22 protein-coding genes are annotated in these 26611 nt (G+C 59.4%); 17 read left to right on the top strand and 5 right to left on the bottom strand.

Annotated features, from left to right (window positions below; translation table 11 throughout):
• Positions 1 to 66: 66 nt before the first annotated feature.
• Genes KP703_RS09120 through recJ form a run of 4 tightly spaced genes read left to right on the top strand, consistent with a single transcriptional unit; the run spans position 67 to position 5516 of the window.
• Positions 67 to 1296 (top strand): LL-diaminopimelate aminotransferase, encoded by a 1230-nt coding sequence (locus tag KP703_RS09120; protein WP_215754592.1) that lies wholly within the window; start codon positions 67 to 69, stop codon positions 1294 to 1296.
• Complete coding sequence (locus tag KP703_RS09115) at positions 1293 to 2609, top strand: homoserine dehydrogenase (RefSeq protein ID WP_215754591.1); 1317 nt, start codon at positions 1293 to 1295, stop codon at positions 2607 to 2609. The genes KP703_RS09120 and KP703_RS09115 overlap by 4 nt, the downstream gene beginning before the upstream one ends.
• Positions 2610 to 2661: 52 nt before the next feature.
• Positions 2662 to 3663, top strand: coding sequence for a class II fructose-bisphosphatase (gene glpX, locus KP703_RS09110; RefSeq protein WP_062249339.1), 1002 nt, complete (start codon positions 2662 to 2664; stop codon positions 3661 to 3663).
• Positions 3664 to 3722: 59 nt separating this feature from the next.
• Complete coding sequence (recJ, locus tag KP703_RS09105; protein WP_252353959.1) at positions 3723 to 5516, top strand: single-stranded-DNA-specific exonuclease RecJ; 1794 nt, start codon at positions 3723 to 3725, stop codon at positions 5514 to 5516.
• A gap of 27 nt (positions 5517 to 5543) precedes the next feature.
• Here the strand turns inward: recJ and KP703_RS09100 are convergent, their stop codons facing one another.
• The 3 genes from KP703_RS09100 to KP703_RS09090 all read right to left on the bottom strand — a co-directional run bounded on the left by KP703_RS09100 (position 5544) and on the right by KP703_RS09090 (position 8442).
• Positions 5544 to 6161 (bottom strand): GNAT family N-acetyltransferase, encoded by a 618-nt coding sequence (locus KP703_RS09100; RefSeq protein ID WP_215754589.1) that lies wholly within the window; start codon positions 6159 to 6161, stop codon positions 5544 to 5546.
• A 17-nt stretch (positions 6162 to 6178) separates the two neighbouring features.
• Entirely contained in the window at positions 6179 to 7066 is an 888-nt protein-coding gene (rpoH, locus tag KP703_RS09095) for an RNA polymerase sigma factor RpoH (RefSeq protein ID WP_043550246.1), read from the bottom strand.
• Positions 7067 to 7467: 401 nt separating this feature from the next.
• Positions 7468 to 8442, bottom strand: coding sequence for an RluA family pseudouridine synthase (locus KP703_RS09090; RefSeq protein WP_252353971.1), 975 nt, complete (start codon positions 8440 to 8442; stop codon positions 7468 to 7470).
• A gap of 200 nt (positions 8443 to 8642) precedes the next feature.
• Between KP703_RS09090 and KP703_RS09085 the strand changes: the two genes are divergently transcribed.
• On the top strand, positions 8643 to 9731 hold the full coding sequence (locus tag KP703_RS09085; protein WP_215754587.1) for an iron ABC transporter permease: 1089 nt from the start codon (positions 8643 to 8645) through the stop codon (positions 9729 to 9731).
• Positions 9728 to 10543: an ABC transporter ATP-binding protein gene (locus tag KP703_RS09080; RefSeq protein WP_215754586.1), complete on the top strand. Its 816-nt coding sequence runs from the start codon at positions 9728 to 9730 to the stop codon at positions 10541 to 10543. The genes KP703_RS09085 and KP703_RS09080 overlap by 4 nt, the downstream gene beginning before the upstream one ends.
• An 11-nt stretch (positions 10544 to 10554) precedes the next feature.
• Here the strand turns inward: KP703_RS09080 and KP703_RS09075 are convergent, their stop codons facing one another.
• Positions 10555 to 12018 carry a YdiU family protein gene (locus tag KP703_RS09075; protein ID WP_215754585.1) on the bottom strand — a complete coding sequence of 488 codons (1464 nt, stop codon included), beginning with the start codon at positions 12016 to 12018 and terminating at the stop codon, positions 10555 to 10557.
• Positions 12019 to 12231: 213 nt separating this feature from the next.
• On the opposite strand from KP703_RS09075, the gene KP703_RS09070 reads away from it, so the two are divergent.
• The 6 genes from KP703_RS09070 to KP703_RS09045 all read left to right on the top strand — a co-directional run bounded on the left by KP703_RS09070 (position 12232) and on the right by KP703_RS09045 (position 18037).
• Entirely contained in the window at positions 12232 to 13329 is a 1098-nt protein-coding gene (locus tag KP703_RS09070) for a branched-chain amino acid aminotransferase (RefSeq protein WP_215754584.1), read from the top strand.
• 199 nt (positions 13330 to 13528) lie between these two features.
• Entirely contained in the window at positions 13529 to 14836 is a 1308-nt protein-coding gene (locus KP703_RS09065) for a DUF1800 family protein (RefSeq protein WP_215754583.1), read from the top strand.
• Between the two features lie 3 nt (positions 14837 to 14839).
• Positions 14840 to 16048 carry a DUF1501 domain-containing protein gene (locus KP703_RS09060; protein WP_215754582.1) on the top strand — a complete coding sequence of 403 codons (1209 nt, stop codon included), beginning with the start codon at positions 14840 to 14842 and terminating at the stop codon, positions 16046 to 16048.
• A 196-nt stretch (positions 16049 to 16244) separates the two neighbouring features.
• Positions 16245 to 16649 (top strand): PadR family transcriptional regulator, encoded by a 405-nt coding sequence (locus KP703_RS09055; protein WP_062249361.1) that lies wholly within the window; start codon positions 16245 to 16247, stop codon positions 16647 to 16649.
• Positions 16646 to 17218: a DUF1700 domain-containing protein gene (locus tag KP703_RS09050; protein ID WP_062249363.1), complete on the top strand. Its 573-nt coding sequence runs from the start codon at positions 16646 to 16648 to the stop codon at positions 17216 to 17218. The genes KP703_RS09055 and KP703_RS09050 overlap by 4 nt, the downstream gene beginning before the upstream one ends.
• A 27-nt stretch (positions 17219 to 17245) precedes the next feature.
• Positions 17246 to 18037 (top strand): GIN domain-containing protein, encoded by a 792-nt coding sequence (locus KP703_RS09045; protein WP_215754581.1) that lies wholly within the window; start codon positions 17246 to 17248, stop codon positions 18035 to 18037.
• Between the two features lie 75 nt (positions 18038 to 18112).
• On the opposite strand, the gene KP703_RS09040 is transcribed toward KP703_RS09045, so the two are convergent.
• Positions 18113 to 18445, bottom strand: coding sequence for a multidrug efflux SMR transporter (locus KP703_RS09040; RefSeq protein WP_215754580.1), 333 nt, complete (start codon positions 18443 to 18445; stop codon positions 18113 to 18115).
• 254 nt (positions 18446 to 18699) lie between these two features.
• Between KP703_RS09040 and KP703_RS09035 the strand changes: the two genes are divergently transcribed.
• The 5 genes from KP703_RS09035 (at position 18700) to KP703_RS09015 (ending at position 26601) form a co-directional block, all read left to right on the top strand.
• Positions 18700 to 20115 carry a TolC family protein gene (locus KP703_RS09035; protein WP_252353958.1) on the top strand — a complete coding sequence of 472 codons (1416 nt, stop codon included), beginning with the start codon at positions 18700 to 18702 and terminating at the stop codon, positions 20113 to 20115.
• Between the two features lie 95 nt (positions 20116 to 20210).
• On the top strand, positions 20211 to 21371 hold the full coding sequence (locus KP703_RS09030) for an efflux RND transporter periplasmic adaptor subunit (RefSeq protein ID WP_215754578.1): 1161 nt from the start codon (positions 20211 to 20213) through the stop codon (positions 21369 to 21371).
• The gene (locus tag KP703_RS09025) at positions 21361 to 24477 is read left to right on the top strand and encodes a CusA/CzcA family heavy metal efflux RND transporter (RefSeq protein WP_215754577.1); all 3117 of its coding nucleotides are present in this window, start codon (positions 21361 to 21363) and stop codon (positions 24475 to 24477) included. Before KP703_RS09030 ends, KP703_RS09025 begins: the two co-directional genes overlap by 11 nt.
• Positions 24452 to 25120: a response regulator transcription factor gene (locus tag KP703_RS09020; protein WP_215754576.1), complete on the top strand. Its 669-nt coding sequence runs from the start codon at positions 24452 to 24454 to the stop codon at positions 25118 to 25120. Before KP703_RS09025 ends, KP703_RS09020 begins: the two co-directional genes overlap by 26 nt.
• Positions 25117 to 26601 carry a HAMP domain-containing sensor histidine kinase gene (locus KP703_RS09015; RefSeq protein WP_215754575.1) on the top strand — a complete coding sequence of 495 codons (1485 nt, stop codon included), beginning with the start codon at positions 25117 to 25119 and terminating at the stop codon, positions 26599 to 26601. The genes KP703_RS09020 and KP703_RS09015 overlap by 4 nt, the downstream gene beginning before the upstream one ends.
• The last annotated feature ends 10 nt before the right edge of the window (positions 26602 to 26611 follow it).

Here is a 26611-nt window from a genome sequence, read left to right as displayed (position 1 = left end):
TACTATGTTTTTCCCCCGTAATCGTGCGGGGTCTGACCCCTTTCCTAACAAGGGCATTTGAAATCCATGACCGAAGAATTCCATCGTATCCGCCGCCTGCCGCCTTATGTTTTTGCCTCTGTCAATCAGGCCAAAGCGGCAGCCCGAGCGCGGGGCGAGGATATTATTGACCTCGGCATGGGCAACCCGGACAGTCCCACCCCGCCGCATATTGTGCAGAAACTGATTGAAACTGTACAAAACCCGCGGGCGCACGGTTATTCCGTCAGTAAAGGTATTCCGGGCCTGCGTAAGGCTCTTGCCGGATATTACGAGCGCCGCTTTAACGTGAAGCTCAATCCGGATACCGAAGTGATCGCGACACTGGGATCCAAGGAAGGGCTGGCTAATCTGGCCTCTGCCATTACCAGCCCGGGTGACACCATTCTGGTGCCCAACCCCTCCTACCCCATTCATCAGTTCGGCTTTATTATTGCCGGAGCCTCTGTGCGCTCCATTCCCGCCACGCCGGATGACACCATGCTGCGGGCGCTGGAGCGTGCTGTGCGCCATTCCGTGCCCAAGCCGACGGCACTGATTGTCAACTTCCCGTCCAACCCTACGGCCTATCTGGCGGATCTGGATTTTTACAAGGAGCTGGTGGCGTTTGCGCGCCGGGAAGAAATCTTCATCCTGTCTGACCTCGCCTATGCAGAAATCTATTTCGGCGACCTCGTCCCGCCCTCCATTCTGGCGGTGCCGGGTGCCAAGGATATTGCAGTCGAGTTCACCTCGCTCTCCAAAACCTACTGCATGGCCGGCTGGCGTATGGGGTTTGCGGCTGGCAATGAGCGGCTGATTGCCGCTCTCACCCGCATTAAATCCTATCTGGATTATGGGGCCTTTACGCCCATTCAGGTTGCAGCCGTGGCGGCCCTGAACGGCCCGCAGGACTGCGTGGCGGATATCCGTGCCCTGTATAAAGATCGGCGAGATGTGCTGATCCGTGGCCTGCATGCTGGTGGCTGGGATGTGCCCTCACCAGAAGGCTCCATGTTTGCATGGGCCCCCATCCCCGAACCGTTCCGGGAACTGGGCAGCGTTGAATTCTCCAAACTTCTGCTGAAAGAAGCTGGTGTGGCCGTGGCCCCCGGCCTTGGGTTTGGTGAGCATGGGGAAGGCTATGTGCGCATCGGGCTGGTGGAAAATACCCAGCGTCTGCGTCAGGCCACCCGTGCCATTCGTGGTTTTCTTTCAGCCCATGGCGTAAAAGCGCCTCCTTCTTCTGCCAGCAAGCCGGAGCCTGTTGAATCGTGACGTCTTCTCCCTCCACTTCCCCTCTTCGTCTTGGTCTCGCTGGTCTCGGCACAGTTGGCGCTGGTGTTATCCGGCTGCTGAACACCAATGCGGATCTGGTCACAGCCCGTGCGGGCCGCCCGCTGAAAGTCACCGCCGTCAGCGCCCGGGACCGCACGCGGGACCGTGGGGTCGATCTGTCCGGCATGCGCTGGTACGATAACGCCACCGATCTGGTCGCCGACCCGGACGTAGACGTGGTGGTCGAACTGATTGGTGGCTCAGAAGGCACGGCGCGCGCTGTGGTGGAAGCCGCCCTTGCTGCCGGAAAGCCGGTGGTGACCGCCAACAAGGCTCTGCTTGCCATTCATGGCCCGGCTCTTGCCCGACTGAGTGCTGAAAAATCTGCACCACTGCTGTTTGAAGCGGCCGTTGCGGGCGGCATTCCGGCCATTAAAATGGTGCGTGAAGGTCTGGCAGCAGACCGCCTTCTGCGGATTGGCGGCATTCTGAACGGCACCTGCAACTATATCCTGACCGTGATGCGGGAAACCGGGAAGGATTTCGGCACCGTTCTGGTCGATGCGCAGCAGCTGGGTTATGCGGAAGCAGATCCCTCCACCGATATTGACGGTCTGGACGCTGCCCACAAGCTGACCATTCTGGCTGGCCTGGCCTTTGGGCAGCCGGTGGCGTTTGAATCGCTGCATGTGGAAGGCATCCGCCGCATTGGCGCGCTGGACCTCACCTTTGCCCGCACGCTGGGCTATCGCATCAAACTGCTGGGCATGGCCCGCATGGGTGATGATGGGCTTGAAGCCCGCGTGACCCCCTGCCTTGTGCCGGAAAATGCGCCCATCGCGCAGGTAGATGGCGTGTTTAACGCCGTCGTCGCAGAAGGTGCTTTTGCTGGCCGCCTGATGATTGAAGGCCGTGGCGCGGGAGCTGGCCCCACCGCCAGTGCTGTTGCGGCTGACCTTATTGATATTGCCCGCGGACATACCATCCCTGTTTGGGGTGTGCAGGCCACAGATACGCCTCCTTTGCAGGCTAACCCGGTTTCTGCAGGCACTGGTGCGTTCTATCTGCGTTTACTCGTGGAAGATCGTCCCGGTGTGATTGCGGACATCACGGCTGTCCTGCGTGATTGCGGCGTTTCTCTCCGCAGCATGCTGCAGCACACGCCGGAGCAGAATGATGCCGATCCTTATGTGCCACTGGTACTGGTGACGCATCAGACGTCTGAAGCCGCCATGCAGGATGCTGTCGCGCGGATTGATGGCCTGGATGTGGTGACGGATACGCCGGTGATGATCCGGATTGAAACGGACTGAGCGTCTTATAAAAGCCCAGCCCTGGCCTTAAACAGAGAGGATTATCTCTAGAATGTCTGACGCGATTGAGCCGATTCCGAGTTTTGTGGTTTCTGACCGCAATCTGGCCCTTGAACTGGTCCGTGTAACAGAAGCCGCTGCTCTGGCCTCTGCCCACTGGACAGGCCGTGGCAAGAAAAACGACGCTGACGGTGCTGCTGTTGAAGCCATGCGCACGGCGTTTGATACCGTGGCTATTGATGGCACCGTCGTGATCGGCGAAGGCGAGATGGACGAAGCGCCTATGCTGTATATCGGCGAGAAAGTCGGCTCTGGCGGCCCGGCCATGGATATTGCCGTGGACCCGCTGGAAGGCACCAATCTGTGCGCCAAGGACATGCCCAACGCCATTACTGTTGTGGCACTGGCCGAAAAGGGCAACTTCCTGCACGCACCCGATGTGTACATGGACAAAATCGTAGTCGGCCCCGGCCTGCCCGAAGGCGTGGTGGATCTTGACTCCTCCATTGAAAACAACCTGCGCAATCTGGCCAAAGCCAAGGGTAAAGCAATCCGGGACCTCGTTCTCTGCACGCTGGACCGTGAACGGCATGAAGAATTGATTGCCAAAGCGCGCGAAGCGGGCGCTCGTGTTCGCCTGCTGACTGACGGGGATGTGGCCGGGGCGATTGCCGCGTGTCTGGATACCAGTCAGGTTGATATTTACGCAGGCTCAGGCGGTGCGCCGGAAGGCGTTCTGGCGGCTGCGGCAATCCGCTGCGTCAACGGCCAGATGCAGAGTCGCCTGCTGTTTGAAGATGACAGCCAGCGCGAGCGCGCCCAGAAAATGAACCCCGGCAAAAACCCGGACCGCAAGCTCGGCCTGCATGATCTGGCCGCTGGCTCCGTGCTGTTCTCCGCCACGGGTGTAACGTCCGGCACGCTGCTGAAGGGCATCCATCAGTATCCGAACCATGCCGTTACGCATTCTCTGGTCATGCGCTCCAAGTCCGGCACGGTGCGGTTTATTGAAGGCTATCACAACTTCAAAACCAAAACCTGGACCCCGCAATAAGGCGCTCACACACCAGAATGAACGTTTTATTGCCTGAGAAAATGGACACACTCCCCCCCATGCCAGAGGCCCGCGCGGCCCTTGGCGTGGAAAGCAGCCTGACAGGCCGCCGATGGATCTGGCGGGACGGGGCGGAAGACCCCGCCCTGCTCCGCATGGGGGCGGCCATTGCCCAGCGAGCAGGCCTTCCGGAAATTGTCGGGCGGCTTTTAGCCCTGCGCGGCATTCCTCTGGAACAGGCTGCCCATTTTCTCGACCCGAAACTCCGCGCCCTGCTTCCTAACCCATCCAGCTTGCAGGATATGGATAAAGCCGCTGCCCGCATGGCGCAGGCGGTCCAGCAGGGTGAAACTATCGGGATTTTCGGGGATTATGACGTGGATGGTGCCTGTGCCTCCGCCATCCTCGCCTCGTTTTTTGAAGAACTCGGCTGCACCGTTCACACGCATATTCCCGACCGCATGACGGAGGGCTACGGCCCTAACGTGCCGGCTCTGGAAGGGCTTGTGGCGCAGGGAGCCTCACTGATTATTTGCGTAGACTGCGGCACGGCTGCCGGGTCTGTTCTGGGGGAACTGGCTGGTAAGGCCGACCTGATTGTTCTCGACCACCATAAATCCGAAGATGCCCTGCCCCCTATTCTGGCGACGGTAAACCCGAACCGGCCAGACTGTGCCTCTGGCCTTGGCCATATCTGCGCCGCAGCTCTCGCGTTTCTGGCGGCCGTTGCCACCAGCCGGGACCTCCGCACTGCCGGATGGTTTCATGACGCGCAGCCCGCACCGGACCTGATGCGCCAGCTTGATCTGGTTGCCCTTGCCACCGTGTGCGATGTGATGCCGCTGCATGGGTTAAACCGTGCCTTTGTGACGCAGGGCCTGAAAATCATGGCGCGTCGCCAGCGCACCGGCCTGAACGCGCTTATGGAAATTGCCGGTGTGACCAAAGCACCGGATGCCTTTACCTGTGGCTTTGCGCTTGGGCCGCGCATTAATGCGGGTGGCCGTATTGCCGAAGCCGGACTGGGGCTGACCCTGCTCCGTAGCACAGACGCGCATGACGCCCGCACCATGGCGGAGCGTCTGGACGCGGTGAACCGTCGCCGTCAGGGCGTGGAAGCTGAAATTCTGGACCGCGCCATGGCACAGGCGGCCGAACAGCGGGAAGCGGGCCACCCGGTGATCCTGCTGACTGGCAAAGACTGGCACCCCGGCGTGGTCGGCATTGTAGCTGGCCGCATCAAGGAACAGTTTAACCGCCCTGCGCTAGTGGGTGCGGAACAGGAAGATGGCTCCATTAAAGGCTCCGGGCGCTCTGTGCCGGGGCTTGATCTGGGCACTGTGATTATTGCAGCGCGTCAGGCCGGTGTGCTGACCAGCGGTGGTGGCCACGCCATGGCCGCAGGTTTCTCTCTGCCTGCGGAAAACATTGAGCGCTTCCATACATTTCTGGATGAACGGCTGGCCGATGCCGCAGTCCTGCCGGATACGGTGGATGTTGCGCTGGATGTCGCGCTGTCTGTCTCGGGTGCAACGGTTGAACTCGCGGAAAATCTTGCCATGCTCGCCCCGTTTGGCGCGGGCAATGCGGAGCCACTCATTGCGGTTTCCAATGCACAAATTATCCGCTCAGACCGGATTGGGCGGGATGGCAACACCTTGCGCCTACTTTTGAAAGGGCAGGATGGTGGCCGCCTGAAAGCCCTGCTGTTCCGAGCTAATGATAATCCGCTGGCTATTGGGCTGGAAGACAGCACGCGTCCACCGGTCCATCTGGCGGGCTATCTGCGTTCGGAAACATGGAACGGACGGACGGACGCGACCTTCTTCATTCAGGATGCTGCACGCGCCTGACGGAAGAGCTTCCTTCCTGATAGTTTTTTAGGTTCGCTGATATTTTTCCGTCAGACACCAATGCAGATGGTTCCGCACAGCGGGCCATTCTGCCGCCGTCACGCTATACACGCAGGTATCGCGCAGTGAGCCATCGGGAAGCCGCTGATGGCAGCGCAAAATACCATCCAGCCTGGCCCCCAGCCGCTCAATGGCCCGGCGGCTGCGCTGATTGAGGTAATGCGTGCGGAACTCCACTGCCAGACAGCCCAGCGTTTCAAACGCATAGGAGAGCAGAAGCATCTTGGCTTCCGTATTGACGGCTGTTCTCTGCACACAAGCCGCATACCATGTGGAACCAATTTCCACGCGCGGGCCGGCCTTATTGATATTCATGAAGGTCGTCATACCGACGATGCGGTTATCCGGCAGGCTGACCACCGTATAAGGCAGCATGGTGCCGCGCTGCTGCAAATCCAGACGGCGCTCAACCTCAGCCTGCATGGCCTCCGGTTTTGGTACCGAGGTGCACCAGACTTTCCATTGCTCTCCATCCTGCACAGCTTGCCGCAGCCCCTCCACATGAGTGCGGGACAGGGGCACAAGCTGAACATGCTGGCCGGTCAGGCCAACAGGAGAGTCGGGGAAGGTACGTCGTGTCGTCATAGGAACTCAGGAGGGCCTTAGCCCTCCTTTGCTGCTCCGCGACGGGCTTCGACTTCTTTCTTCATCGCGGCCTGAACTTTTTCAAAAGCCCGGACTTCAATCTGGCGCACGCGCTCACGCGAGATACCATACTGATGCGCCAGATCTTCCAGCGTAGACGGCTCATCCGTCAGGCGACGTTCCGTAAAGATGTGCCGCTCACGCTCGTTCAGAGAACTCATGGCGTTGGCAAGCAGGGCTTTACGGCCAGAAAGCTCTTCGTTTTCCGCGTAGGTTTCTTCCTGATTGACCTGATCATCCACCAGACGATCCTGCCACTCATTATCCTGATCAGCCCGCATCGGGGCATTCAGGCTGTGGTCGGGGGCGGCCATACGGCGGTTCATGCTCACCACATCCTGCTCGGACACGCCAAGCGTGGTGGCAATCTTGTTCACCTGTTCGGGCTGAAGGTCACCGTCATCAATCGCCTGCATCTGCCCTTTCAGGCGGCGCAGGTTGAAGAACAGTTTCTTCTGAGCCGCAGTGGTACCCATTTTAACCAGAGACCAGCTATGCAGAATGTATTCCTGAATAGCCGCACGGATCCACCACATGGCGTAGGTTGCCAGACGGAAGCCCTTGTCCGGGTCAAACCGGCGCACGGCCTGCATCATGCCGATATTGCCCTCACTGATGAGTTCATTCACCGGCAGGCCATAGCCCCGGTAACCCATAGCGATTTTTGCAACCAGCCGCAGGTGAGATGTCACCAGTTTGTGCGCGGCCTTTACATCGCCCTTGTCCTTCCACAAATGGGAAAGACGAAGTTCTTCTTCCGGAGTCAGAAGGGGATATTTGCGGATATCCTGAAGATATCTTGAAAGATTATTTTCAGGACCAACATTGATGACAGATGAGACCATCGACTGAGCACTCCTCTTAACTGGAAAGCTCCCTGCAGCGCCTCAGGTTCCGTGAAAATCTGATAAGCGTTGCGTAGAGTTAGGCAAGTTTCCGGTTAACAAGCGGATAAAAATTATGTCCTCTTCCCTCGCCCCCCGAATGGGCAGCGCGAAGGAAAAAACACCCGGTCCGACGGCCCTGCGGACATGTCGGAAAGGACGTTGACGGTGCGCCGGAATTACATTTCTGTCAAGAAAATCCCCGCAAACCCGCAGTTTGCTTAGGGCATGACTGCTTTCTGCCTTTCAGGCGAAGAGGCAGACTCGGAACCGGGCGGAAAGGACTGGCATAGTGCCTTTGACGCATGCAGCCCCGGCAAGTTCCCCGTGGGATGTTTAAAAATACACCCGGTTTAGTAAATTCAGACAATCACCGCTTTCTTTGGATTAAGCCCCAGCGCTTCACCCAGAGCCAGCATGTCCTCGGGCATCGGGGCTTCAAACAGCATCTGCTCCCCATTACGAGGGTGAGTAAAACCCAGACGCGCCGCGTGCAGGGCCTGCCGGGGGAAATCGAGTGCCGCCGCCCGCGCCGTGGAGGAAAGGGCTTTGGCCGCTGCCGGAATACGCCGCAGATAAACCGGGTCCCCCATCAGCGGGTGACCATTCGCCGCAAAATGCACCCGGATCTGATGCGTGCGGCCTGTTGCCAGACGGCATTGCACCAACGCCGCGCCCATCTCAAAGGCCTGCAAGGTGCGGTAGCGGGTGAGCGCCCATTTGCCACCATGGGTAACAATGGTCATGCGTTTGCGGTCGCGCTTATCCCGCCCAATGTCACCTTCATACTCCCCTTCCGCTGGCTGCGGGCAGCCCCAGCAAAAGGCCAGATAGGCCCGGTCTATCCGTCGGGCGGCAAAATCGGCTGAAAGTGCCAGATGCGCCTGTTCCGTTTTGGCCGCTACCATCAGGCCGGATGTATCCTTGTCCAGCCGATGCACAATGCCGGGCCGCCGCTCCCCACCAATGCCTTTCAGGCTTTCCCCGCAATGGGCAATCAGGCCATTCACCAGCGTGCCGGTCTCGTTCCCCGGGGCGGGATGCACCACAAGGCCTGCCGGCTTATTGAGCACAATCAGATCCGCATCTTCATACAGAACGTCAAATTCCACGCGCTCGCCTTGCGGCACAGCAGGTGTGGCGGGGGGAACGGTCAGAACGTAAGTCATACCCGCCCGCACGGTCTCGGCGGGTTCTGTAATAGGGGCCCCATTGCCTGCCAGATGCCCCTCTTCAATCAGCGCTTTGACGCGCGAGCGGGACAGCGAACCGGACTGTGCGGACACAAAGCGATCCACACGATCTCCGGCATGCTCCTCGGCAGCAATAAAAACCAGAGACGTGCCAGAAAGAGTCCCGGCAGGCGTTGAGTCGAGCTGAGGCGTGCCGGTTTGCGTCAAAACTGTTCTACTTTTTTCAGGCGGGGCGGAAAGCGCGAGTAAAAGCCTTTTATCCTCTGTGGCGTCAAGAACGCAGCAGTGCAGCTCATGCAGTGCGTATGGTTTTATCATACAGCAACGGATGCTAGGCAGAGAACATGACAGCCCTCCGCCCTTCTGGCCCCTCTCAGCCTTCCGGCACGCCGTCTCTGGCGCAGATCAGAGCCGCCTATCAGGCGTTGCTGGCCCGCCGGCTGAGTATTCTGGCCATTCTGGGCGGCGCTATTTGCCTTTCTGTGCTGCTGGATTTCTCTCTGGGGCCAGCCGGGCTTTCCCCCGCACAGCTTATCCATACGCTCCTGCACCCTTCCACTGTGCCTGCCAGCCAGCGGATTATCGTCTGGCAGATCCGTCTGCCTTACGCGCTGATGGCGGTCTGTGTGGGGGCAGCCCTCGGGCTTTCCGGTGCTGAAATGCAGACCATTCTGGCCAATCCGCTGGCCAGTCCGTTTACGCTGGGCGTCTCGGCGGCTGCGGCCTTCGGGGCATCGCTTGCCCTCGTATTAGGGCTACATCTTCCGGGGCTGCCTGATACCTGGTTGATTGCGGGTAATGCGTTTGTCTGCGCCATTGGCTCGGTTTTTCTGCTCGATGTGGTCGGGCATTTGCGTCATGCGCGCACGAGCACGGTGGTGCTGTTTGGCATTGCGCTTGTTTTTACGTTTCAGGCGCTGGTGTCCCTCATGCAGTTTATGGCCAGTGAGGACGCCTTGCAGGATCTGGTGTTCTGGACCATGGGCAGCCTGACTCGCACCACATGGCCCAAAGTTGGCTTACTGGCAGCAATGGGCACACTTGTCGTGCCGTTCTCTTTCCGGGCGGCATGGAGCCTGACCACCCTGCGCATGGGGGAAGAACGCGCCGCCAGTCTGGGTGTGAATGTGCCGCGCGTGCGCCGGGGTGCGTTGTTACGGGTAAGCCTGCTCTCCGCTCTTGCGGTCTCATTTGTGGGTATTATCGGATTTGTCGGACTCGTGGCGCCACATATTGCCCGCAGGCTTCTTGGGGAAGATCATCGCTTTTATCTGCCGGGTAGCATGCTGGCGGGCGCGTTGATTCTCTCACTGTCCTCTGTAACAGCCCGCATGCTGATCCCCGGTGTGATTATTCCTACGGGCATTGTCACGGCACTGGTGGGTATTCCGTTTTTCCTCAGCATCGTATTGCGGCAGCGCGGCTTATCATGACGTCGGCCCTCTCTCCTCAGACGGGCTTAAGCGCCACGCATGTCACGGTGCAGTATGGCAGGCGCATCGTGTTGCAGGACGTGACCGCTGGCCCCTTTAGGCCCGGCTCGGTCTGCGCTCTGCTGGGACCGAATGGCAGCGGCAAATCCACCCTGATGCGTGCCATGGCCGGACTGGTACCCTCCTCCGCCTGTGTCACGCTAAATGGTGCTGAACTGTCCGGTATGAGCCTGACAGACCGCACTGCGCGCTGCCTGTATCTGCCACAGGCACTGCCTGCTGCGGTGCATCTCCCGGTTCTGGAAGCCCTGATAGCGGCCCGTAAGACGGCTGACCGTGCCCGCATTCTTTCGGCCTCTGACGCGCCGGAAGAAGACGCCATTCAGTCTGCGCTGGAAAGCCTCACCCTGTTCGGCATTCCGCAGCTCGCCATGCAGGCCATGGACGAACTCTCCGGCGGTCAGCGGCAACTGGTCGGGCTGGCGCAGGCACTCAGCCGTAAGCCAGACGCTCTGCTCCTGGATGAACCCCTCAGCGCGCTGGACCTGCACCACCAGTTTGCCGTGATGGATATTTTGCGTCGGGAAAGTACTGCCCATCAGCTTGTGACCGTGCTGGTCCTGCATGATCTGAACATTGCCCTGAACATGACAGACTTTGTGACGGTGCTGCATGACGGCCAGATGGTTGCCTCCGGCCCGCCTGCTGCGGTGCTGACCCCTGACCTGCTGCGCGAGGTTTATCGCGTCCACGCCCGGGTAGAAGAAGGCGCGGACGGCAGGAAATTTGTCAGCGTGGACGGGATTGCGTGAGGCCGTTCCCCTCAGGTTCCACAAAACGTATAACGCACCCGCTCACTGGCCTGTGCGGGGCGAGCATAGGCCTCTTTGCCCGGCTGGTCGTCATACGGACGGGTGCAAACGGCGAGCAAATCTTCAAACGGCGAGAAATCACTGTCTTCCACCGCCGCCTTGATCATAGCTTCCACCAGATGATTGCGGGGGATAAAGGCCGGGTTGACCTGCTTCATGGCGTCTACGCGGGTTGAGACGGAAACTTCCCCCTCCTGCGCCAGACGTTGGTGCCAGCGGTCCAGCCACGCCCCAAACCCAGCGAGGGACTCTGGCACAGTCTCCCCGCTTATCGCGCCTTCGGAGCTGAGAGCACGAAAGGTTTGTGTAAAGTCCGCTTCTTGTACCTGCATCGTCTCCAGCAAGCTACGCAGCAGGCCAGTATCCTCTGGCTGCACTGTGGTCAGCCCCAGCTTCGCCCGCAGACCAGCCAGATAAGTTTCCTGAAACCGCCCTTCAAACGTAGCGAGGGCCTGTTGCGCAACGGGCACGGCCTGTTCTTCATCATCCGCCAGTAACGGCAGGAGCGCTTCTGCCAGACGGGTCAGGTTCCACAGGGCCATACTGGGCTGATTGCCGTACGCGTAGCGGCCGCGTTCATCAATAAAGCTGAACACCGTAGAGGTGTCATACTGCTCCATGAAGGCGCAGGGGCCGTAATCAATCGTCTCGCCAGAGATAGCCATGTTGTCGGTATTCATCACGCCGTGGATGAAGCCTTTGAGCATCCACTGCGCGACCAGATCAGCCTGTGCCGCAATCACCTGCTCCAGCAGGGACAGATAAGGAGCCGGAGCCTGTGCGGCAGAGGGATAATGGCGGGCGATGGCGTAGTCAGCCAGCAGCCGCAGGCCAGCGATATCCTGACGCGCGGCAAAAAACTGGAACGTCCCTACCCGGATATGGCTGGCAGCCACGCGGGTTATCACAGCACCCGGCAGAGGGGTTTCGCGCATCACCTGCTCGCCAGTCGCCACAGCAGCCAGCGCACGGGTGGTGGGGATCCCCATCGCGGCCATGGACTCGCTCACCACATATTCCCGCAGCACGGGGCCGAGTGCGGCGCGCCCGTCACCCCGGCGCGAATAGGCGGTGCGGCCAGAGCCTTTCAGCTGAATTTCACGCACGTGCCCGCTGGCGTCCGTCACATCGCCCAGCAGCAACGCCCGGCCATCCCCCAGCTGCGGCACAAAATGCCCGAACTGATGCCCGGCATAGGCCAGCGCAAGCGGCTGCACACCGGGCGGCATATGAGAACCGGAGAGCATGGCAACACCTTCCGGCCCGGAAAGCCAGACCGGATCCAGCCCCAGAGATTTGGCCAGAGGAACATTCAGTTTGATCAGCTGAGGCGCCGTAACCGGCGAGAGAGCCGCAGAGGCATAAAAGTAGTCAGGCAACTGGCTGTAGGTTTGCCGCAGGGAAAAGGAAGTCATGCAAAGGCCCTTCATGGTCACAGCCAGTGGGGAAAAATCCGGGTCTGGCGCGCAGGAAACAGCCAGACCGCAAGCGTGAAGCTGATATGGGGACGATGGCCCTGCTCTGGCAACACACTTATGATCATGTTATTTAACCGCCACCATCGCAACAAACCCTGTCAATGCAGGCACAGACACACTGCACAGCAGGCCGCGGAGACGCCAGACGTTATGAGCACCCCTACCAAGACCGCTTTCCAGATTACGCCAAAAGCCGACCGGGTCTCCCCGGAAGAGCGGGCCGCCCTGCTTGCCAACCCCGGTTTTGGCCGCGTCTTTTCCGAACATATGGCCGTTGTCACCTACACGGAAGGCAAGGGCTGGCACACGCCGCAGATCCTGCCGCGCGGGCCGCTGACGCTGGACCCGGCTGCCTCTGTCCTGCACTACGCGCAGGAAATTTTTGAAGGCATGAAGGCTTACCGCGCCCCCAATGGTGAAGCCCTGCTGTTCCGCCCGGATGCCAACGCCCGCCGCTTCCGCCATTCTGCTGAACGTATGGCCATGGCACAGGTGCCGGAAGAGCTGTTTCTGGATGCCGTGACGCAGCTCGTCACAATCGACAAGGACTGGATCCCGGCGGCTGACGTTGGCACGCTGTATATCCGCCCCTTCATGATTGCGACGGAAGCTGCTCTGGGTGTGAAGCCTGCTTCTGAGTTCAAATTTCTGGTGATTGCCTGCGCAGCCGGGGAATATTTCTCCAAAGATGCCGGCCCGGTGAGCGTGTGGGTGGAAGAACGCACGGTACGCGCCTCCCGCGGTGGCACGGGTGAAGCCAAATGCGGTGGCAACTATGCAGCCAGCCTCACAGCCCAGATGGAAGCCAAGGACCATGGCTGCCATCAGGTGCTGTTCCTGGATGCGGTTGAACGCAAATGGATTGAGGAAATGGGTGGTATGAACATCGTGATGGTGTTTGATGACGGCACCATCCTCACGCCCCCGCTGGAAGGCACCATTCTGCGCGGCATTACGCGGGATTCCCTGCTGACGCTGGCGCGGGACAAAGGCCTGACGGTGCGTGAAGAACCCTATGCGATTGATCAGCTTTACGCCGATGCCAAATCCGGCCACCTGAAAGAAGTGTTTGCCTGTGGCACGGCTGCGGTTGTGACACCCATCGGCACGCTGAAAAGCGCTGAAGGCACCTGCGTGATCAACGAGGGCAAAACCGGCGAGGTCACCACGGCCCTCCGTAAAGCCCTGTGTGACATCCAGTATGGCCGCGCGGATGATGCGCATGACTGGGTGAAGCGGGTTTCCTGAATTTCCGCTTCTTAACTGCGCATTTTTTAATCCCGCCCGGTACGTTTTGTCCGGGCGGGATTTTTTATGGGGACGCGCCCTTCACTCTCTCCACTCGTCTCGGAACGAACGGGCATCCCTGTCCAGATTTTGCCACATAAAGCGAGCAACCTTTCAATAAGTCCAGCAGTTCCCACTCACGGGACATCGTGAGGATGCCATGCGACTTGTCAGTGCAATCAACAGGTTTGGCTGGGGTCAGCGAGAGGACACACTCGCAGAGGCGTCGCTCCATGACTGGCTTTCACGTCAGTTAGGCCAACCTGATACAGCCGTCTTTAGAAATGTTGGGCCATGTTCGGAGGGTCTCATTGCCCTGCGGGAACAGCACCGCACCAAAATGCAGGGCGACCCGCTGGTCACTCCGATTTTTCAGGCCGAAGTGGCCGCTCAACTGGATAACCTGCTTCTCACGGAACAGCCTTTCCGGGAACGGCTGGCGTGGTTCTGGCTCAACCATTTTACGGTCAGCCTTCGTCAGGGCAGCACAAAAGCCGTTCTTGGCACGTATATGCGTGAAGCAATCCGGCCACATGTTACCGGCCGCTTTTCGGATATGCTTCTGGCCGTCATGCGGCATCCCGCCATGCTGATGTATCTGGACAATGCGTCTTCCATTGGCCCCAACAGCCCGGCGGGGCGCAAAAGCCATCATGGCCTGAACGAAAATCTCGCCCGGGAATGTCTGGAGCTGCACACGGTCTCTCCTGCCGCAGGCTATAGCCAGACAGACGTGACATCCTTCGCCGCGATCCTGACGGGCTGGAGTATCGACATGAAAGCCGAACAGCCCGGCTTTGTATTTCGGGAAAAAGCGCATGAACCGGGTGAGAAAACCGTCATGGGACAGACATTTCCCGAAGGCGAGGACGGCGGCTTACAGGCTTTACATTTTCTGGGCACTCATCCTGCAACGTACCGACATATAGCCACCCAGATGGTCGGACACTTTATTTCTGATACGCCTGCGCAGCAGGATATCAGCCACATTGCCGCAGTTCTCCAAAATACCGAGGGAGACCTGCGGGAAGCGTCTCTGGCTCTTGCAACGCTGCACGATGCCAACCGCACAGGCAGCAAATTCCGCTCCCCCATGGACTATGCCACCGCCGTTCTCCGCGCCCTGTCATTCGGCGGAGAACCCAGTCAGCCAGCCGATCCGCATTCTCCCGCGCATGTGCTTTACGCAGCCTTCGCCTCTCTCGGCCAACCGTTATGGAAAGCCCCGTTACCCAATGGCTGGAGTGACAATGCGGCAGAATGGAGCGCGCCTGCGGACATGCTGGCCCGTACGGACTGGGCATGGAGAATGGCCGCCCATGCCCGGAATGCAGACCCGATGGAGATTGCCCATATCGCCCTTGGCCAGGCGCTGCGCCCCCGGACAGAACTTGCCATGCACCACGCTGGCTCCCGTCAGGACGCGCTGGCCCTGCTTTTTTCTTCACCCGAATTCCAGAGGCGTTGACCCATGATGATCCATCGTCGCACTGCCCTGCTGGGTCTGGCTGCAAGCTGGACGCTCGGGCATTCGTCTCTTGCTTTTGCCGGATCATCCGGCGGCCCGGATGATCCACGTCTGGTGGTCATTATCCTGCGCGGTGCGCTGGACGGCCTCTCGGCTGTTACACCGTACGGAGATGCTGATCTCAAAACACATCGGCGGGCTCTTGTTCTTCCTGAACCCGGACAGGAAGGAGGGCTGCTGGATCTGGGGGGATTCTACGGACTGCATCCCTCGCTTCAGACACTTCATAGCCTTTATCGTGAAGGCCAGATGCTGCCTGTTCATGCAGTCGCGGGGCATTATCGCAGCCGCTCCCATTTTGAAGCGCAGGACTATCTGGAAAGCGGTGCAGATAACCGCCTGAGCAGCGGCTGGCTGAACCGCGCTGTTGCAAGCCTTCAGGGTAAAACAAACAGGCCTGATGGATATGGGCTGGCCATGGGGCTGACTATTCCTCTTCTGTTACGTGGAACGGCCCGGGTTGGAAGTTATGCGCCAGCAGGAAGCCAGCACCCCAGCGAAGATCTTTATCATCAGATTTCTGCTCTGAACGCTTCCGACCCGGTTACAGGACCCGCTTTCAAAAATGCTCTCAGAGCGCGAGGCTTTTCAGATGCGGCCATGACGGGGATGCCAACATCTTCCTCGCTCGACAAGCTCCACAAACCCGACGCCTTTACCCAGCTTTCAACGGCCGCAGGACAGATGCTGTCCACCCTTCATGGCCCTCGGATTGCCGCCCTGGAAATCGGGGGGTGGGATACGCATGCGGCGCAGCTTGGCCGTCTGGGAAGCTCGCTCGCCCAGCTGGATCGGGGAATTGATGCGTTGCGTCAAAGTCTGGGGGAGAACTGGAAACATACGGTCGTGCTTGCCATGACGGAATTTGGCAGAACCGTACGAATGAACGGAACAGGTGGCACGGACCATGGCACCGGCACAGTCACCTTTCTGGCCGGAGGGGCCGTCGCGGGAGGAAAAGTAGGGGGAACATGGCCGGGCTTACGCCCCAGCCAGCTTTTTGAAAACAGAGATCTCGCTCCCACAACAGATCTGCGTGCCGTTGCGGCTGGTGTTCTCTGCGATCATCTCCATCTGTCCCCACAGGCCATTGCAACGGTATTCCCCGGCCCGAGAACAGAGCCAATGAAAGGCCTGATTGCCTCGACCTGAAGGGGCTTCTTTCAGACGACTGATCCGAAACTTGCTCGGGGCGTCATGCGAACCCTGAGGCTGGAGAAAACTTTTCATAAACCACTACCTTGCAATAAATGGTTCTGGTTTGTATTGAATAGCTATCGACAGCCACCAGCGAGTCGTCTGCGTCTGCCAAACGCCGGCAGCAGACCCCTCCGGAACAGGAAAAACCGTGGAACCCAACCTTGTTCAGTTCAAGAAAGGCGTGCTGGAGCTGTGTGTGCTTGCCCTTCTCTCCCGGGCAGATTCATACGGTTATGACATTGCCAGCCGCTTGTCTGAGGCCATTGATATGGGGGAAGGCACCATCTATCCGCTCATGCGGCGGATGCAGAAAGATGGTCTTGTCTCAACCTATTTTGTGGAATCATCCTCAGGGCCGCCCCGCAAATATTATGCGCTGACAGAGCATGGCCGCCAGAGCCTGAACAGCCAGCGCACGGCATGGACTGCCTTCACAAAAGCCGTCCACGCCATTCTGGGGTCTGATGACACAGCACCCGCCGCTTCCACCGAACCCTCTCCTCCCCCCACCACTCTGACGGTGCAGAAAACCGTAAGGAACACAAAGGCATGAACAGCAGACAGATGTTCCTGGACCAGTTGCGCGCAGGATTGAAAGGCCTGCCGCGCTCTGTTGTTGAGGATATTCTTGCCGAATATACCGCGCATTTTGACGAAGGTCGTGCTGCCGGTCGTTCTGACGGTGAGATTGCCGCAGCACTAGGTGACCCGGGCCGGCTGGCGCGGGAAGTCCGGGCCGAAACCGGGGTGCGGCGGTGGGAAGATGAACGGAGCCTGAGCAACGCGCTGGGCGCGATTGTGGGTATCCTTGGGCTCGCAGCACTCGATCTTCTGGTCGTCCTCCCTGTGCTGATGACGATAGGCTCCGTGGACCTCGCGTTTTTCATTGTGGGGATCTGCATCTGTCTGGCAGGCAGCCTGATGCTGCCTTTCGCGCTGATTAACATACTGCCGGGGTTTGATGGAGACTGGCTTCAGGGCCTGCTGATCAGCCTTGGCATGGCCAGTGGCGGGGCTTCGATTGTGGCGGTGTGTGCCCTGTTTACCATCGGCACGCTTAATCTGCTCATCCGCTATGGCCGCGCCCATTACCGCCTGATTGCCAAAGCCAATCCCTCCTGATCCGCCTGCTCTTCAAGGAATTTCATCATGATCCGTGGCATTACAATGATCGCGCTGGGTGGCGCAGCCCTTTCCGCTCTTTGCTTTGGTGCGGCAGCATCCCGCGGGCCGGTCCTCTTCCCGGCAACAAAATGGACCGTTGACTGGACGGACACCGGAGCCGCAGGCCCAACCCAGACGCGCACGCTGGACTGGCAGGGCAGCAACGCCCTGACCCTCAATCTTCCTGCACAGATTATCTACAAGCAGGGAGACAAACCCGGCATAACCGTCAGTGGGTCGAAAAAACTGGTAGAGCGTGTCACCCTGAAGGATAACACGCTGGATATGGCAGAAAATAAAAGTCACCATGTCCATTGGCGGAGTAGTTCACTGATCGTCACCATTACGGCCCCGGCTCTGAATACACTCACACTGAACGGGTTTGGCTCTCTGGATTTGCAGAATTACCAGCAGCCGCATCTGGACCTCACCATCAATGGGGCTGCCAGCGTCAAAGCCCATGGCCATACGAACAGTCTTAAGCTGGTTATTGACGGCGCAGCCTCTGTCAATCTGTCCGACATGACGCTCTCTGACCTTGATCTCTCCATGGACGGAGCCGGGTCTGTCAAAGCCGGACCGACGGGGCGCGTTAAAGTATCCATAGATGGGGCGGGGTCCGTAAAACTCACCAACACGCCGCAATCTCTGACACAGCAGATCGACGGGATTGGCTCGGTCTCACTCCCGCACGGCACAGCAAAACCTGCGCCCAAAACCGCTCCGCAGTCCGATAAGGACAGTGACGGCGGGGAGAATGAGGATTTGTCTTTCTGAGAACAGAAGGCATCGTGCATCACGACGCAACAGGCTGACACCCAATGTCAGCCTGTTTTTTTATGCCTTGTGGGTTCAGACAGACTTTGAGAGCAGGTTGATCACCAGCACCCCTGCCATGATCAGCGCAATACCTGCAAGAGCTGGCATGTCCAGTGACTGTTTGAAAACGGTCGCGCCGATAAGGGACACCAGCACGATCCCTACACCGGACCAGATGGCATAAACCACCCCGACCGGGATCGTCTTAATGGGAAGAGACAGAAAATAGAACGCCACCCCATATCCCAGCAGACTGATGATACCGGGCAGGCGTTTTTCAAAACCATGCGACGCGGTCAGGCAGGAGGTTGCAAACACCTCGGCAATAATGGCTACTGCCAGATAGAGATAAGGTTTACCGGGCACGCGTGACCTCACCAGACAAAGAAGCGAAAGCGCACAACGCGCCGTGCGAACCCTGCCAGACAGCAGGGAAAACAGGCAAGAGCATAGCCTGAAAGGAATGCGTCTCTCACGGCGTGTTCAGCTTCCTGTCAGGTTCAGGCTCTATGCAGGAGTTCCTCCTCACCTGGCGCGTACCATGCCTGAGGGAGAAACCATGTTCAGACCAGGGTGTATGGTAGTTGATGAAGCCCTCCCGCTGTTGCTTAGTTTTGCTGATGGCACTCAGCACTCCATATCCGGCCTATGCTCAGAGTGTTTCCTCCTCACTCAACGCGGACACATCCCCTCGTGACCGCCTCTCCTTCCCCGATGCCCTTGCCATGGCATGGGCGCAGGACCCGCTCCGTTCGGAACTAGGCACCAACCGCCGCTCTGCCGAATCCCGGGCCAAGGCTGCCGGAAGCTGGTTTGCCGGCGGCCCGTCCCTCTCCGGTTCCTATTTTGATGACCACGCCGTAGGCTCCAACCTTGGCTATACAACTTATGAAGGCGGCGTGAGTGTACCGCTCTGGCTGCCGGGGCAAGGCAATGCCACCCGCAAGCTGGCCCGTGCTGATGCAGAGGCCGCCGCTGAACGCAGCCGTGCTGAGCATATGGCCCTTGCCGTCCGCCTTCTGGATGCGTCCGCCGCCGTGTTGCTGGCGCATAAACGCGTCGCCACCACGCAGGCGCTGTCCAGCGCTGCCGCACGCCTGAGTGCGAATGTCGCCCGCGCAGCTCACACGGGCGAGATGACACAGGCCGACCAGCAGATGGCGGAAGCCGCCCTCGCCTCAGCCCAGACGGACGCTGCCATGGCGCAGGAAGAAGCCCAGACGGCCACCGCCGGACTGGTCGCCTTGCTGGGGTCTCCGGTGGTGCCCGACCTTCTGGCCTTTTCCGCACCACAAAGCGCTGAGCAGAAACTTGTGGCCCACACAGTGGAAGACAATGACCCGCGCATACGGACAGCGCAGAAAGAAACCGCCGCTGCCCGTGCCGATCTGGTTCTGGCCCGTCGTTCCTTCATGCCCAACCCGGAGATTGGCGTCGGGGCGATTCATGAAAAACAATATGGCAGCCCTTGGGATAACCGCGTGGGCGTAAACTTCACCATGCCTCTGCCCAGTGCCGTGCATAATGCGCCCCTGCTGGCCGAAGCCCGCAACCGCGTGGCAGCCGCAGAAACGCAGGAGACACTGGCCCGCCGCATGGTGCGGCAGGAACTGGTGCAAATCCGCGCTCGCCTGGCCTCAGCCTCTGCGGCGCTCAAAAGTGCACAGACCGCCGCGCAGCAACTGGACCGCCGCGCGGATCTGATGGAACGCTCATGGAAGTTGCAGGAAAACTCGCTGGATGATGCGCTCCGAGCAAGACAGGCGGCCTATACAGCTGATCTGGTGAGAGATCGGGCGGAAATCCTCTGGCACAGCGCCATTCTTCGCGCCCTGATTGCAGCCGGCGCGATACCCGGGCTTGAGCAAACCCCTTCCGCACGGCCCCGGCAACCTTCCGCACTGGTTGTGCCTACAACAGCAGAAACCGACAGCATGAATGATGCCGCCCCTCCGCACACACGGCAACCGGGGGAAGCGCTCCGTATCCCGGAGATGGTCTCCTCCCCCCGTAGCAGTGGCGCACCAATGCCATGAACAGGCATCCGCATACTCCCCGCACCCATGTTCCTGCCACAAGAACATCCCTGTTTTACAACAGATCATGTTTTCAAAAATCGAAATTTTCATTTATGAAATCTCTTGCCGCTGTTCTGCTCGGCCTGACAGTTGTTCCCGTGCCTGCTCTGGCAGAAGGCACACCTCTGCCGCCCCTCACACTCTCTGCTGAGGCCATCAGGAACGAGGGGATTCATATAACCCCTGTCACGCAGGGCACGCTGGCGCATATGCTGCCCGCCATGGCCCGTGTGCTGCCAGATACAACGCGCACCGTCACGCTTCATACCGCAGGCGATGGGAAAGTGCTTTCTGTGCTCGTGCTGCCGGGGCAGACCGTAAAAGCGGGTCAGCCGTTGCTAACATATCAGAACCATACACTGCATCTGGCCCGCCTGCAGAACGCCCAGACACGGGCCGCCCTTGCCGCCGCCAGCGCGGACCGCGCCAATGCTGCGGCGGCGTATGATCGGGCGCGCACGCTGGCAGGCACAACCGTCTCTGTTGGGGAAATGCGCCGCCGACTGGCTGTGCTGAAAGAAACACAGAACACCGTTGCAACCCATGAGGCGGAACTGGGCGTGCTGGCCCATCGCCTGCAGGAAGAATACACCTCGCCTACGGAAACACATGGCTCGGATGAAACCTCGACCATCATTTCCCCTCTGGATGGAACCGTCACGCAGGTTGAGGCAGCAGTCGCTGCGGATGTCGCCCCACCCGTGCCGCTGCTGACTGTAAGTGACACCGCCCATGTCTGGGTTGTTTCAGACGTGCCGCCACAGGATGCGCAACGCATTGTGCCGGGCGGCAGACAGGAAACCTTTTTCGCATCCTCAGGTGACACACCACAGTCCCCGCCCCTGCTCTCCACCATTGAAACCATTGATACCGCGACCGACCCGACAAGCGGGCTGGTGCGGGTCCTCAGCCGCGTTGCCAATCCTGCCGGACAGTTGCGCCCCGGAACAATGCTGAGCAGCCTTTTGCAAACGACACAGACAGGCTCCGGCCTTATTGTACCAGCACAAGCCGTTCAGACTCTTGGAGACCAGACTGTCGTTTTTGTGCAAACCGCACGAGACCATTTTCAGCCGACCCCCGTGCACATCGGCATGGAGGAAAATGACAAAACTCTTATTCTCTCAGGCCTGAAAAATGGCGATCAGATTGTAAGTGATGGCAGTCTGGCGCTGAAAGCCATGGTGCTTCTGCCCGGTATGGATGCGGACTAAGCCCGTGCGGACATTTTTTGAAAAACTGAATCAGGCCCGCTTTCTGCTGCTGGCCTTTCTGGTGCTGCTCATGGCGGGGGGCTGTGTCGTTCTGTCGGGCCTGCCCGTGGAAGCTGTACCGGACATTTCCCCCCAGCAGGTTCTGGTCTCTGCAGTGGCGCCCGGTCTGGCGACGGAAGAAGTTGAAAAACTGATTACCTTTCCTGTGGAAAGCAGCATGGCTGGCATTCCGGACGTGAAGGATTTGCGCTCAGTCTCCCGCTCCGGGGTCTCGGTTGTTTATGTCCAGTTTGAGGATGGCTCCGACATCAATCTGGACCGCACCCGTGTGAACGAACGCATGGCGCAGGCCCGCACGCTGCTGAGCGTGCCCGGTGTCACCCTGAACATGGGACCGCTAACCACCGGCATGGGGGAAATTTTCCAGTTCCAGCTCAAAGGCCCCGGCCTGTCACTGATGGACCTTAACCGCCTGATGAACTGGACCGTATCCCCGCAGCTCAAGCTGGTGCCGGGTGTAGCGGAGGTCAATATTGGCGGCGGTGCTGAAGAAACGTGGGAAGTCACGCTCGACCCTACCCGTCTGCTCGCTTATGGCCTCTCCGTAGGCGATGTGTATCGCGCCATAGATACCAGCAACGCGGCTGCGGGCGGCGGCTGGATTGAGCATCATGCCGAACAGCAGGTTGTCGCCGGACGCGGACTTCTGCGCTCCCTTAAGGATTTTGGGGCGATCACCGTCAAAACCGGACCGGGAGGCACCGCCATACGCCTGCGGGATCTGGGCCGCATTAACACAGGACCACGCACCCGTCTGGGAGCCGTGACGCGCGACGGAAAAGGGGAAATCGTCACCGGCGTGGTGATGATGGAAAAAGGCGCGAGTTCCGATGCCACGCTGGCGGGCATCCGGGCGGCTTTGCCTGCCATCACGCAATCCCTCCCTGCGGGTGTGACGCTGGCCCCTTATTACAACCGCGCCATGCTCACCAACCGCACCATTGCGACAGTGCGGGAAAATCTTCTGATTGGCGCAGCACTTGTTGTGGCCGTGCTGCTTGCAGTTATTGGTAATTTGCGGGCATCGCTGCTGATTGCGTCCGTTATTCCATTCGCGCTGGTCTGCGCCATGACGGGTATGCGGGTGTTTGGCATTTCTGCCAATCTGCTCAGTCTGGGCGCCATTGATTTCGGCATGATTGTGGATAGCTCTCTGGTGGTCGTGGAGCATGTCCTCACCCGTCGGCTGAAGGAACCAAATCTGCCATTTGGAACATTGGTGCGTTCCTCCGCAGAACAGATTGTGCGGCCTGTCAGTTTTGCCATTCTGGTCATCATCATGGTCTATCTGCCTGTGCTGACGCTGGAAGGCATTGAGGGCCGGATGTTCCGCCCTATGGCACAAACCGTCATCATGGCGCTGGCGGCCTCCCTCCTTTACTGTCTGGTATGGATCCCCATCCTGTGCGTTTCCGTGCTGCGGAACACGCATGTGCCGCATGAAACCCGGCTGATGGCATGGTTACGCAGGCATTATCTGCCCCTGTTCTCACGCTGTGTGCGCAGGCCCCGGCTGCTTGTTGGCGGCAGTCTTGGCGTATGCCTTCTGGCCGCCGGGCTGGCCATGACACTGGGCAGCGAGTTTGTGCCCCAGCTGGAAGAAGGCGCGCTGACACTCACAGCCACGCGCCTGCCCAGCACCGCGCTGCAAACCGTTCTGGCGTCCGTCAAACAGCAGGAGCGGCTGATTAAAAGTTTTCCGGAAGTGGAAACGGTCGTCAGCAACACCGGCACCGGCGCGATCCCGACGGACCCGATGGGGCAGAACGAAACCGATAGCTTTATTTTGCTTAAGGAACCTCGTACCGGGCGCTCTCAGGCAGAGCTGGTCGCCGCCATGAACAAGACCCTACAGGAGAACCTGCCCGATGCCCTCTATTCCTGGAGCCAGCCTGTGCAGATGCGGATGGATGATCTGCTCTCCGGCGTGCGCACCCAGATTGCTGTGTCTGTTTACGGGGATGATCTGCTAACGCTCTCCCGCCTGAGCGGACAGGTTGTTAAAGCCCTCAACAGTGTGCGGGGGGCTGCTGATGTGATGGCAGCGGATGAGGGCACAATTCCGTTCCTGCATATCGACGTCAACCGGGAAAACGCAGGCCGACTGAACGTGCGCGTGCAGGATATTCTGGATCTGGTGGAAGCCATCGGGGGCCATATCGGGCGACCTGCAACTGCCAACAATGCCATTATCGCCACACAGGCCCAGCTGGACCCGGCACAAACACGCACCCTTGCCGCAATTGGTGCCCTGCGCGTGCCACAGGCGGACGGACGTGGGACTGTCCTGCTCTCTCAGGTCGCGGATATTCGGCAGCAGGATGGTCCGCCACGCATTAGCCGGGATGGCATCCGTCGGCGTGTGATCATTCAGGCCAATGTGCGCGGCCGGGATCTGGCTTCTTACGTCGCCGAAGCCCAGAAGGCTGTGCAACGCACCGTCACCCTCCCGCATGGCTATACTATCCGCTGGGATGGACAGTTCCGAAACCTTCAGTCCGCGTCAAAAAGGCTGGGTATTGTTGTGCCTGTCGCCCTCACGCTGATTTTCCTGTTGCTCGTTGCGGCCCTTGGCACCGTGCGACTGGCCCTTCTGGTGTTCTGCAATCTGCCTCTGGCCGCCTCTGGGGGAATTTTTGCGCTGGTACTGCGCGGGCTTCCCTTCAGCATTTCTGCCGGTATCGGGTTTATTGCGCTCTTTGGCGTCGCGGTACTGAATGGCGTGGTGCTGGTCAGCACCGCCGAGCAGATCCGCCGCCGGGGCGTGGACGCCGTGCGCGCCGGATTTACTGCCGCCAGAGAACGCTTCCGCCCCGTTATGGCGACGGCTCTTGTGGCCAGTCTGGGCTTTTTCCCCATGGCGTTTTCCGCCTCTGCCGGGGCGGAAGTGGAGCGCCCGCTGGCCAGTGTGGTGATTGGCGGGCTGGTGACGTCCACCCTGCTGACATTGTTTGTTTTGCCTCTGCTCTATGCGCGTTTTATGAAACAGAAGACCCGCCCAAAAGAGGACACTGATCCGCATGCGTATCCTGATTATGGAAGATGAACCCCATCTTGGTGCTGCCGTGCAGGAACGGGTAAGGCAGGCGGGACATACGGTGGACTGGTTTACCACGCTGGAAGATGGCCGCGCCGCTCTGGCAACTGTGCAGTATGATGTGCTGCTGCTTGACCTTGGTCTGCCCGATGGCAGCGGCCGCACGTTGCTGCGGGAAATCCGCCAGACCAGCTCCCCTCTGGCTGTGCTGATTACCACGGCGGAAGATCAGGTGAGCGACCGCATTGCCGGTTTGTCCGACGGGGCCGATGATTATCTGGCCAAACCATATGATCTGGATGAACTGGTCGCCCGGATTGCCGCCGTGGGCCGCCGCTACCGCCCGCTGGTCGATAACCGGCTGAAAGTGGGCGATATCGACATTGATCTGGAACGCTTGCGCCTGACGCGGGACGGACAGGTGATTGACCTGACAGCGCGGGAATGGGCACTGGTAGAGCTGCTGGCCCGCCGCCCGGGTGCAATCTGCTCGCGTGAGCGGATAGAAGATGCGCTGTATAATCTGGGAGAAGAAGTTGGCAGTAATACCATAGAAGTCTTCGTCAGCCGCGTACGCAAAAAACTGGGCGCGGACATTATCCGCACCGTACGCGGACGCGGCTACTGCCTTGAGCAACCAGCAGCTTCATGACCTCGTCCCCGTACAAACCTGTACGCCCCTGGCGGCTGGCAACGCGTCTGATCCGTGGGGTAACGGGGGTGGTGATTGGTTGTCTTGCGATTGTCGCTCTGATGACAGCCGGTTTTACAAAATACGAGATTACAGAACGCCTGGATGACTCCCTGCAGGAAGTAGGAGAGCGGCTGCAATTTGCCGTTCTGGCCCTGAACCAGCAGGGGCCGGGGCATGATGTGGCGCATCTGTCCGATATCAAACCCACATCGCTGGCCTATCAGATTACGGATACCGCAGGCCATGTCCTGCTACGATCTTCCAATGCACCCGCAGTCCGTTTTACCGTGCCGCTCTCCAGCGGATTTTACATGCTGCCGCAGTTCCGCGTGTATGTAACACCCGCTGCACAAGTGGACCGGTTTATTCTGGTGGGGGAACCCCGCCTGCACCGCACACAAGCCACCCATAAAGCCATTCTGATTGCCGTGCTGCCCATTATTGGCTCAGTGCCCTGCATCTGGCTTCTGGTCATCTGGATTGTGCGCCGGGGACTGCGGCCGCTGGTCCGCCTGCAGGATGAAATCCGGGAACGAGGCAGCGGCAACCTCAAACCGGTGCCGGAACTGGCCTTGCCTGTGGAACTTTCCACCATTCAGGTCGCCGTCAATTCTCTTTTAGAGCGTTTGCAAAAAGCGCTTTCTGCAGAACGGGCTTTTGCCGCCAATGCCGCGCATGAACTCCGCAACCCGATTGCCGCCCTGCTGGCACAGGCGCAGATGCTGCGTTCCACAGCCTTACGCAAACCCTCTGGCGCTGCCAATGCAAACCCCGAAAGTGATACCGCTCAGGATGCTGCAAATACCACGCAACGGCTGGATGCACTCATCAGCCAGATCCATCGCCTGAGCCGAACAGTTGAAAAACTGCTGCAACTGTCACGTGCTGTTGCAGGCACGGCGTTGCGGCGAGATCGGTTTGACCTGCTTCCCGTGCTGCATGTAGTGGCGGATGAACTGGACCGGCCTGACCACGCCTGCCCACGCATTGTGATTGAAACGGGTAACCTGACACAGCTGGAGGTTCTGGGGGATCTGGATGCAGCAGGCATCCTGTTCCGCAATCTGCTGGAAAATGCTTTACGCCATAGCCCGCAGGGGTCTGCCGTGCAGGTGCATGTCACCGCCAGCTCCGCTCTTCCGGCGTGCTGTGTGGCTGACACCTCGGCTGCTGCTGATCAGGCACAAGCCTATGAACACAGCGCCTGCGTCACGATTCAAAACACCTGCCCGCCTCTGGGCCCGGATCTGCTCAATCGTCTGACGGACCCGTTTGTGCGCGGCAATCCCAGCACCGAAGGCAGCGGGCTGGGGCTGGCCATTGCACGGACAATCGCCCGGCAAATGGCCATTCGGATGGACTTATTTTCTCCCATCCCCGGACAGAACGATGGGTTTATGGTGCAGCTGACATTCCAGAAAGCCCCTCCCCGCGCCTGACAGAAAGGCC

This window comes from Acetobacter sp. P5B1 (genome assembly GCF_018811985.1).
Classification (GTDB): Bacteria; Pseudomonadota; Alphaproteobacteria; order Acetobacterales; family Acetobacteraceae; genus Acetobacter; species Acetobacter cerevisiae.
Note: the sequence above shows the minus strand (reverse complement) of the source record. Positions and strands in the feature narration are given on the sequence as shown.